This window comes from Kitasatospora sp. LaBMicrA B282 (assembly GCF_050325825.1).
Lineage (GTDB): Bacteria > Actinomycetota > Actinomycetes > Streptomycetales > Streptomycetaceae > Kitasatospora.
On sequence record NZ_JBNQTI010000053.1, the window covers coordinates 37,124 to 47,029 of the forward strand.

The following is a 9,906-nucleotide window of genomic DNA, read 5'->3' on the forward strand; positions in this document are numbered from 1 at the left end:
CCCGCCCACTACGCTGCCCCGCATGCCCCGCCTGCTCCCCACCGTCCCCCGCACGCCCGGCGCCGCCCGCACCGCCCCCGCGCTGGCGACGCTGCTCGGGTGCCTGGCGTTCGGCGCAACCATCGACTCCCGGCCGCTGCCCGCGTTGCCCGACCGGGTGTTCCGGCTGCCCGGCGGTGCGCGGGTCTTCCACTGGGACCGGCCGGACGCCGAGTTGGAGCTGCTGCTCTGCCGGTTCGACCCCCGGCGGACGACGGCGCAGGCCGCGGACGACCGCCCGCTCGCCGACTGCTGGGGCGCCGTCTGGCGGGTGGCGGCCCGCCGGACGCTGGAGCGGGTCGAGCTGTCGGCCGCCTTCCCCCACCCGGCCGCCGACGTGCAGTGCGACTACAGCGGCGCGCAGTCCCTGGTCGCGATCGCGCTCTGGAACGACCGGACCGTGCTGACCCTGGGCAGCTCCGACGAGGAGGAGCTGTGCGACCGGGCGACGGGCCGCCACCCCGACCTTCCCCACCGCTGGGGCGACCTGCTGCCGCAGGTCCACGACCGGACCACCACCTGGGGTACGTCCTGCGACTCCGACGCCCGGGAGCTGCGCTGGGCGCTGCCCGCGCTGGCGCCGCGCGAGCACGCCGTGCTGCACTCCGCGGTCGCCTGGCGGCACCCGGAACCCGACGAGGTGGACCCCGAGGAGGACCTCACCACCTTCTGGGCGGTGCTGACCTCCCCCGAGTCCGTCCTGGCCGCGATCCCCGGCCACCCCGGCCACCCCGGCTGACCGGCGACCGCCCACCACCGCACCCGGCACTCCGCGCCCCGCACCCCGCCTCAGAGCACCGTCAGCTCCCGCGGCGTCAGGTTCAGCCGTTCGCCGCCCTCGGCCGTGCAGACCACGATGTCCTCGATCCGCGCCCCGAACCGCCCGGCCAGGTAGATGCCGGGCTCGACCGAGAAGGCCATGCCCGGCTCCAGCGGCCGGGCCGAACCGGCGACGATGTACGGCTCCTCGTGGGTCTCCAGCCCGATGCCGTGCCCGGTGCGGTGCAGGAAGGCGGGGCCGTAGCCGGCCGCCGTGATGACGTCCCGGCCGACCGCGTCCAGCTGCTCGGCGGTGATGCCCGGGCGCACGGCGGCGGTCTGCGCCCGCTGGGCCTCCAGCAGCACCTGGTACAGCCGGCGGTACTCGGCGGGCGGCTCGCCGAGGCTGTAGCAGCGGGTCGAGTCGGAGCAGTAGCCGGCCGCGGTGGTGCCGCCGATGTCGACCACCACCGGGTCGCCGGCGGCGATCACCCGGTCCGAGAGCTCGTGGTGCGGGCTGGCGCCGTTCGGACCCGAGCCGACGATCACGAAGTCCACCTGGACGTGACCCTCGGCCGCGATCGCCTCCGCGATGTCCCGGCCGACCTCCCGCTCGGTGCGTCCCACCCGCAGCCACTCGGCCATCCGGGCGTGCACCCGGTCGATGGCCGCGCCGGCCTCCCGCAGGGCCGCCACCTCCTGCGGCGTCTTGCGCATCCGCAGCTCGCTCAGCTGCGGGCCGGCGAGCACCTGCCGCCCGCCGGGCAGGGCGTGCCGGAAGGCCATCACCTTCTCGGCCCACATGTGGTTGTCGAGGCCGAAGGTGCCGCCCGCGGGCAGCCGCGCGGCGGCGATCGCGTACGGGTCGGCCGTCTCCGCCCAGCCGACGATCTCCACGCCGAGACCGCCGGCGGGGGACGCCTGGGCGGCGGGCCGCTCCAGCTCCGGGACCAGCAGGAAGGGGTCGCCCGCGACCGGCAGCACCAGGCAGGTCAGCCGTTCCAGCGGCAGGGCGTGGTAGCCGGTCAGGTACCGCAGGTCGGCGCCGGGGGTGATCAGCAGCGCGTCGATGCCGGCGCGCGCCGCGGCGTCCCGCGCCTGCTGGAGCCGCGCCGTGGCGGGCGTGGCGGGCGCCGGGTGCGTGGCGGCGGTCGGCTGGACCGGGTCGGACATGCGGGCTCCGTAAGTCGTCGGGCGCCCCGGGAGGGCCGGATCGGCGCCACCTTACATACCAAACGCTTGTTACGCACCTACCTCGGAGCGTCCCAATGGCGGTAGCCGCGTCACCCGGACTCATGGTTCGTGGACGCATCGGCACGGCGGACCGCCGGACGACCTGATGATCAGTCGATACTTCGGTCGCACTCGACCCGGCCGGCGCCCCCGCCGGCCCCGCCCGTGACCGGAGGTGGCTGCGATGCGCCCTGCTCGCCGGGTGACCGTGATCGGCGCGGGCGTGGCGGGCCTGGTCGCCGCCTGGGAACTGGAGCGGCTCGGGTACCGGGTCACCGTGCTGGAGGCGGACCGCCGGATCGGCGGACGGATCCTCACCCACCGTTTCGGCAGCGGCCCCGGGGCGCCGCTGGTCGAACTGGGCGCGATGCGGATCCCGGACCACCACCGCCTGACCCTGGAGTACCTGGACCTCCTGCAGCTCAGTGAGCGACTCACCGAGTTCCGCACCCTGTTCGCCGAGGGGAACGCGGTGCTCGCCACCGGCGCCGGCTTCGTCCGGGTCAAGGACGCCGCCGAGCCGCTGATCAGCGACTTCCGCCGCCGACTGACCGAGCCCGCCGACGGCGCCGGGCCGCCTGCGCCGCCGTACTCGGCGTCCACCATCGCCGTCGGCGCCTGGCTGACCGCGGTGGTCGAGGCGGTCGCACCGCCGGAACTGCGGGCGGAACTGGCGGCCGACCTGCGGGACCAACTGCTCGGGCTGGTCGAGCAGTTGGCGGTGCCGGGCCACCCGCTCCGGGCGGACGGACGGGTGGACCTGCACGCGCTGTTCGCCGCCCACCCCGACCTCCGGGCCGGGTGCAGCCCGCGGCTGAACAGCTTCCTGGACGACATCCTGGTGGAGACCGGCCCGACCCTGCTGCGGCTGCGCGGCGGGATGGACCAGCTGACCGACCGCCTGGCGGGCCGGCTGCGCCGCCCGGTCGTCCTCGGGCGCGAGGTGGTCCGGATCGAGGTCCGCGAACGCGAGGTGCTGGTGCACGCCCGCAGTGCCGGGCCGCACCCGGACGTCCACCGGGCCGACTTCGCGGTCTGCACCGTGCCGTTCCCGGCGCTGCGCCGGATCGCCATGACCGGCCTGGACGCCGACAAGCGGGCCGTGCTGGACGAGGTGGACTACTGCCCGGCCACCAAGGTGGCGCTGCACTGCCGCGAGCCGTTCTGGCAGCACGCGGGCATCACCGGCGGCGCCTCGTTCACCGCCGGCGGGATCCGGCAGACCTACTACCCGCCCGCCGAGGAGACCGCGGACCCGCTCGCCGACGCCGGCGCGGCCCTGCTCGCCAGCTACACCCTGGGGGCCGAGGCGGAGCACCTGGGTCGCCTGCCCGGCGCACTGCGACACCGCCGGGTGCTCACCGAGCTGGCCGCGGTCCACCCCGAACTGCTGCGCCCCGGCATGGTGCTGGGCTGTGCCAGCGCCGCCTGGGGGCAGTCGCCGTGGGCCGGCGGCTGCGCGACCCGCTGGGGGCAGGACGCGGCGAGCTGCGAACGGGAGCGGGCCCGGGCCGCCCGGCCGGTGCACCGGCTCTTCTTCGCCGGGGAGCACTGCTCGACCGCACCGGCCTGGATCGAGGGCGCGATCGAGTCGGCCCGGCAGACGGTGGCGGAGCTGGCAGCCTTCCCCGGCGGCGGCCGGTCACGCGGCGGACGGGCGGGCGGCCGACAGGCGGGCGGCGGCCGGGCGGGGGCAGCCGGATGAGCGTCCTGGAGCTGCCCCGGCTGCACTTCGCCGGCACCGCAACCACCAGGCTGCCCACCGGCCCGCGTTGCGGTCTGGTCGACTTCGCCGGCCACCGGGTGCGCACCGCGGCCGGGCCCGTCCCGCCGGACCGGCCGGCCGCCGAGTTCCACGACCACCTGCAACGGCTCGGCCCGCACTTCGACGCCGCCGGCCGGTGGACCGCCGACGGGCCGTTCAGCCTGGCCAAGGGCTGGAACTTCGCCGGCAACGGCCACTTCTGGCTGGACGCCCGGATCACCGCGGTGGAGACCGCGGAACCCGCCGGGCCCGACGCGCCGGCCACTGCGGCGCCGCCCGACCCGGTGCTCGGCCGCGCCGTCGACGTCTGGGGCCACTACAACCCCTACCTGCGCACCACCGTGAACCGCGCCCGGGTCTTCGACCTGGACCCGGCCTCCCGGTCCACCATGACGCTGATGGTCGGGCGGTTCGCCTTCGGCCGGCTCGGCCGCTCGCACGACCACGGCTACCTGGCCAGCGGCGAGGTGCGCGGCCTGCAACCGCCGCGCTGGGTGGGCTTCAGCCGCTTCCGGCAGCCGCCCGACCGCGCGCTGGCCGACCAGCTCGGCTACAGCGCGGTGCACCAGTTCGCGGTGGCCCGGGAGGAGGGGCTCTGCTGGCTGCCGGACCGGCTCGGCTCGCCCGCGGTCGCCGAACTGCGCCGGGCGGCCACCGCCACGGACGGCCTGGTGGTCCAGTTCGCGCTGGACCTGATGGCCGCACCACCGGCCCCGGACGCGCCGAACAGCTGGCGGGTGCGGGGCACCATCGCCCCGTGGCACGCCACCGAACTGCGCAGCTACCCGGCCGGCCGGCTGCTGGTGCCGCGCGGCGCGGGCGGCCTGGGCCCGCTGACCGTCCGGCTGGCCGACGGGCGGGCCACCCTCAACCTGGTCACGGCCGTGCCGCTGACCCACCACGGCACCCCGCCCGGGCCGCCGACCGACTTCGGCGACCTGGAGCTGCGCACCGCGAGCGGCCGGCTGCTGGCCCGGGTGCCCGGCCCGGCCTACCGGGCCGAGCGGACCGCGGGCATCGTCACCGTGCCCGCCGACGCCGACGGAGCCGAGCGGGACGAGGGGCTGCTGCTGGTCGGCGACGGCGTCGACCTGGTCGAGCGGCAACTCCACGTCCAGAGCGACCAGGCGTTCCTGACGCTGCACCACCGCGACGCGGCGCGCGGCCGGGACCACGCCGCCCGGGTGCCGCTGCGCGGGTACCTGCGCGGCGAGCCGGCCGCCGGCGCGACCGTCCGGCCCCGCCCGTACCCGAACCCGGCCACCGGCGGGCCCGCCGAGCTGCTCACCCTGCCGGGCCGGGTGCGGCTGGACGCGCACGGCACGGGCGTCCTGGAGCTGCGCGGCGACCGCGCGGGCTGCGGCCGGGTGCTGCTCACCGCCGTCCACCCCACCGAAGACGCCGACGACGCCCTCGACCCGACCGGCTTCGACGACGCCGATCCGCAGGCCCGCTGGGCGGGCGCGGGCGCGCTGGCCGTCCGGGTGCTGCCGGACGACTGGCACCTGGACCGGATCCCCGACCACGAGGTGGACTTCGCCCTGCTGCACCGCGAGGTCTTCGCCTTCTACGAGCAGCTCTCGCCCTTCATGACCGCCGAGGTGTTCAGCCTCGCCGACCGCTGCAAGGTCGCCACCTACGCCGAACTGATCTGGCAGATGTGCGACCCGGCCAACCGGGACCGCACGTACTACATGCCGCCCACCCGCGACCTGACCGACGCCAAGGCCCGGCTGCTGCTGGCCTACCTGCGCAACCAGCAGGCGGCGGCCCGGCTGCCCGAGCCCGCACCCGGACCCCCGGCCACCGCCCGTCCGCTGCGCACCCGCGGCGAACTGCTCACCGCCCTGCGGCAGGCCGTCACCCTGGAGCTGGCGGTGATGCTGCAGTACCTGTACGCCGCCTTCTCGCTGCCCACGCACGGTGCGGCGCTCCGCCTGGTCCGCCAAGGACAATGGTCCGAGCGGCAGTTGGCGCTGGCCTGCGGCCGGGGCGGGGCCACCCTGGACGACGGGATGCGCGGGGCGCTGCTGGCCGTGGCCCGCGAGGAGATGATCCACTTCCTGCTGGCCAACAACATCCTCACCGCGCTGGGCGAGCCGTTCCACCTGCCGGCGATCGACTTCGGCACGCTCAACGCCGAGTTGCCGGTCCCGCTGGACTTCGCGCTCGAAGGCCTGCACATCGGAAGCGTCAGCCGGTTCGTCGCGATCGAGCAGCCGGCGGGGCTGGTCCCGGCGCTGGCCGGAGACCCGGGCGGGCACGGCTGGGGCTCGATCAGCGAGCTGTACGCGGCGATCCGGGACGGCCTGCAGCGGCTGCCGGACCTCTTCCTGGTGCAGCGCGGCCGGGGCGGCGGCGAGCACCACCTGTTCCTCCGCGAGTCGGTCGAACGGGTCCACCCCGACTACCAGTTGGAGGTGGACGACCTGGCCTCCGCACTGGTCGCGGTGGACCTGATCACCGAGCAGGGCGAGGGCCGTGGCGCCACCGGAGCGGCGGCCGAGCCCTCGCACTTCCACACCTTCTGCGGGATCAGCCGGACCCTCGCCGACGAACGGGTCACCGGCCCGCACGGCCTGCTGCTGCCCTGGCAGCCCGCCTACCCGGTGCTGCGCAACCCCACCCTGGGCGACGGCGACGCGGCCAAGGACCCGGTGACCACCCCGACCGCGCGCGCCGTGCTCACCCTGTTCAACCACTGCTACGGGCTGGCGCTCCAGTTGATGGCGCAGCACTTCGCGGAGAGCCCGGACGCCAGCCTGCGCCGCTCCCGGCTGATGAACGCGGCGATCGACGTGATGACCGGCCTGCTCCGGCCGCTCGCCGAGGTGCTGGTCACCCTGGAGTCCGGGCGGGCCGGGCGCACCGCCGGCCCCTCCTTCGAACTGCCCGCTCCGCCGCGGCCCGTCGCCCGCCCCGACGTGGCCCGCCGCTCGTTCGCCGCGCGCTTCGCCCGCCTGGCCCGGGCGGCCGGCGAGGTCGCCGAGGTGCCGACCGCGGTGGTCGAACTGCTGGCGTTCTACGCGGACTTCTTCGACCGCGCGGCCCGGGCGTGAGGCCGGCGCAGGCGCACTCCGGCACGTCGGGGCGGACGCCCCCGCGCACGCCGCCCACGTGCGCCGCGCGGCGGCGCACCCGCCCCGGCCGCCGGGCCCGACACGCGCGGACGGCCCGGCTCCGCGACGTTCGTGGACTACCGTGTTGGGCATCCGGCCCTGGAGGAACCCCGTGCGCGTCCTGGTCACCGTCACCGGCTCCACCTCCCACGTCAACGCGGTGCTGCCGCTGGTCAGCGCGCTGGCCGCCGCCCGGCACCGGGTGCTGATCGCCGCCCCGCCCCGGCTGCTCGGCCCGCTCACCGACCTGCCGGTGGACCTGGCCCCGGTGCTGCCCGACCCGCTGGACCACCGCCCCCCGGCCGACCGGCCCGACCTGGAGCAGGTGCTGGCGCGGTTCGCCGGCCCGCACCTGAACGAGGGCTACCAGGCCCTGCTCCCGCCGGCCCGCGCCTTCGCCCCGGACCTGGTGCTGCGGGACGGCGGCGAGTTCACCGGCCACCTGGTCGCCGAGGCGCTCGGCGTGCCGCAGCTCGCCGCCCCCTCGGGGGTGGCCAACCACCTGGCCCCCGCCACGCTGCTGCCGGCGCTGAACCGCCGCCGCGCCGACCTCGGCCTGCCCGCCGAGCCCGACCCGGCCGCGCTGCACCGGTACGGGCGACTGGACTGCATGCCCGCGGAGTACTCCTTCACCGGCTGGGCCGGCCCCACCACCGTGCTGCGGTACCAGCAACCGGCCACCGTGCGGCCCGGCGCCGCGCTGCCCGCCTGGCTGGCCGAACTGCCCACCGAGCAACCCCTGGTGCTGGCCACCATCGGCACCGTGCTGCCCATCGGCGTGTTCGACGCCACGGGCCTGCTGGAGACCATCGTGGCCGGGCTGGCCGAGCTGGACTGCCACTCCGTGGTCGCCACCGGTGGCGTCCCGGTGGACCCGGCGCTCGCCTCGGAGCGGGTGCACCTGGTGGACGCCGTCGACCAGTCGCTGGTGCTGCGCTGCGCCCAGCTGCTGGTCACCCACGGCGGCTACAACAGCGTGCGGGAGGCCGTCGGGGCCGGGGTGCCGATGGCGGTGCTGCCCTGCTTCGGCGACCAGCCGGCCAACGCGGACCGGGTCCAGGAGCTCGGCCTCGGCCGCCGACTGCCCACCCCCGCGAGCCCCGCCGACCTCGCCGCCGCCTGCCGCGCGCTGCTCGCCGACCCCGCCACCGCCGCCCGGGCCCGCGCCGCCCAGCGCCGGATGCTCGCGCTGCCACCGGTCGACGCGCTGCTCGGGCGGCTGGAGAAGCTCGTGCGCGAGGCGAGCTGACGGCACGGACGACACCACGGAGGCCGACATGGCGGCGGGCGGGCTGGACTGCGAGGTGGTGGTCGTCGGGGCCGGCCCGACCGGCCTGGCGCTGGCGATCGGACTGCACCAGCACGGGCTGGCGGTGCGGTTGCTGGAGAAGCAGGACCGCGGCAAGCGCGAGGCCCGGGCCGGGGTGATCTGGCAGCGGGCGCTGGAGGTGCTCGCCGACCTGGGTTGCGCCGACCGGTTCGCGGCGCACGGCCTGCCGGTGCAGTGCGCCGAGCTGGTCGCCGCCGGACACCCGGTCGCCGTGCTCGACCTGACCATGCCCGGCACCCGCCACCCGCACGCCCTGTCGATCGAACAGGACGACACCGAGCGGCTGTTGGCCGAGCGGCTGGCCGAGGTGGGCGGCGCGATCAGCTGGTCGACCGAGGCGGTGGCGGTGCGGCTCGGCACCGACCACGCCGAGGTCGACGTCCGCACGGCCGACGGCGACCGGCAGACCCTGCGGTGCGGCTGGGTGGTCGGCTGCGAGGGCTCGCGCAGCCTGGTCCGGGAGGCGGCCGGCCTGACCTTCGACGGTGCGCCGCGCCCCCGGCTGCGGGTCAAGCAGATCAACGCCGAGGTCGAGTGGAGCCGGCGCTACGACCCGGGCCGCAGCTACTTCTTCCTGGACCGTGGCCTGTCGGCCGGCTGCGCGCCGAGGCCCGGCGGCGGCTACCGCCTCTTCGGCTTCACCGACGAGCCGGACGACGCCCCGATGACCCCGGTGACCACGGCCGAGATGCGCGACTTCCTGGCCCACGCCGCCCGCGAGCCCGAACTGCGGCTGCTGCCGACCGATCCGCCGTGGGCCAACCGGGCCCGCTTCCAGGACCGGTTCGCCGGCTCACTGCGCGCCGGCCGCGCCCTGCTCGCGGGCGACAGCGCCCACCTGTGGGCACCGGTCGGCGGGCACGGCCTGAACACCGGTCTGCGCGGCGCCCACAACCTGGCCTGGAAGCTGGCCGCCGTGGCCCGCGGCCGCGCGCGGGCGGAGCTGCTCGACACCTACGCCGATGAGCAGCTGCGCACCGCCCGGCGGGTGCTCCGCCGCACCCGCTTCGACGTGCTGGAACTGCCCGCCACCCGGTGGAGCCTGCTCGGCCTGCGGCTGGCCGGCGGCCCGCTGCTGCGCACCCGCCTGGTCTCCGGCGCGATCCGCACCGGCCTGAGCGACCTCGACCTGCACCACCGGGAGAGCGCGCTCTCCGCCGCGGGCGGCGGGGACCGCCTGCCGGACCTCGCGGTGTGGACCGCGACCGGCCGGCGGCGGCTGCACGACCTGCTGGACTACGGGCACTGGACGCTGCTCCAGGTCACCGGGGCCACCGCGCCCGACCCCCGGCTGACCGCCGCGCTGGCCGCCCACCCGGTGCCGCTCACCGTGCACCGGCTGCCGCCCTCCCCCAGCACCCGCCGCCTGCTGCCCCCGGGCGCCCTGCTCCTGGTCCGCCCGGACCGCCACCTGGCGCTGCGCACCCACCGCACCGAGGAAGTCACCGGCTACCTGCAGCGCTGGTACCCGAGGACCGATCGGTGATCTCCGTCACCGCGGCGCGGCCGTAACCCTCAGGAGCGCCCGCGCGGCTTGCCCCGCTTGGCCGCCGCACCGCCGCCACCGGACCCGCTCCGGGGCCGCCCGGCCCCGGCCCCGCGCATGCCGCCCGGCGCGGGCTTCTTCCGCGGCTGGGCGCCCTTCTTCGCGCCTGCGCCCG

6 protein-coding genes are annotated in these 9,906 nt (G+C 76.8%); 5 read left to right on the forward strand and 1 reads right to left on the reverse strand.

All coding sequences use genetic code 11. The features are described 5' to 3' along the window. The first annotated feature begins 22 nt into the window (after positions 1-22). Positions 23-778, forward strand: a complete 756-nt coding sequence (locus ACQRUO_RS17195; RefSeq protein ID WP_428316800.1) for a hypothetical protein — start codon at positions 23-25, stop codon at positions 776-778. Positions 779-828: 50 nt separating this feature from the next. On the opposite strand, the gene ACQRUO_RS17200 is transcribed toward ACQRUO_RS17195, so the two are convergent. After that, positions 829-1,971, reverse strand: a complete 1,143-nt coding sequence (locus ACQRUO_RS17200) for a M24 family metallopeptidase (protein WP_428316801.1) — start codon at positions 1,969-1,971, stop codon at positions 829-831. A gap of 244 nt (positions 1,972-2,215) precedes the next feature. On the opposite strand from ACQRUO_RS17200, the gene ACQRUO_RS17205 reads away from it, so the two are divergent. From ACQRUO_RS17205 to ACQRUO_RS17220, 4 genes are all read left to right on the forward strand, one after another. Then, positions 2,216-3,736: a flavin monoamine oxidase family protein gene (locus ACQRUO_RS17205; protein WP_428316802.1), complete on the forward strand. Its 1,521-nt coding sequence runs from the start codon at positions 2,216-2,218 to the stop codon at positions 3,734-3,736. Then, positions 3,733-6,855 carry a ferritin-like domain-containing protein gene (locus ACQRUO_RS17210; protein ID WP_428316803.1) on the forward strand — a complete coding sequence of 1,041 codons (3,123 nt, stop codon included), beginning with the start codon at positions 3,733-3,735 and terminating at the stop codon, positions 6,853-6,855. Before ACQRUO_RS17205 ends, ACQRUO_RS17210 begins: the two co-directional genes overlap by 4 nt. A 172-nt stretch (positions 6,856-7,027) precedes the next feature. Next, positions 7,028-8,164: a glycosyltransferase gene (locus ACQRUO_RS17215; protein ID WP_428316804.1), complete on the forward strand. Its 1,137-nt coding sequence runs from the start codon at positions 7,028-7,030 to the stop codon at positions 8,162-8,164. Positions 8,165-8,192: 28 nt separating this feature from the next. After that, complete coding sequence (locus ACQRUO_RS17220; protein WP_428316805.1) at positions 8,193-9,731, forward strand: FAD-dependent monooxygenase; 1,539 nt, start codon at positions 8,193-8,195, stop codon at positions 9,729-9,731. The last annotated feature ends 175 nt before the right edge of the window (positions 9,732-9,906 follow it).

What these genes read in the sequence shown, in the direction of transcription:
- ACQRUO_RS17195 (WP_428316800.1), top strand. Translation starts at nt 23, where the DNA reads ATGCCCCGCCTGCTCCCCACCGTCCCCCGCACGCCCGGCGCCGCCCGC.
- ACQRUO_RS17210 (WP_428316803.1), top strand. Translation starts at nt 3,733, where the DNA reads ATGAGCGTCCTGGAGCTGCCCCGGCTGCACTTCGCCGGCACCGCAACC.
- ACQRUO_RS17205 (WP_428316802.1), top strand. Translation starts at nt 2,216, where the DNA reads ATGCGCCCTGCTCGCCGGGTGACCGTGATCGGCGCGGGCGTGGCGGGC.
- ACQRUO_RS17200 (WP_428316801.1), bottom strand. Translation starts at nt 1,971, where the DNA reads ATGTCCGACCCGGTCCAGCCGACCGCCGCCACGCACCCGGCGCCCGCC.
- ACQRUO_RS17220 (WP_428316805.1), top strand. Translation starts at nt 8,193, where the DNA reads ATGGCGGCGGGCGGGCTGGACTGCGAGGTGGTGGTCGTCGGGGCCGGC.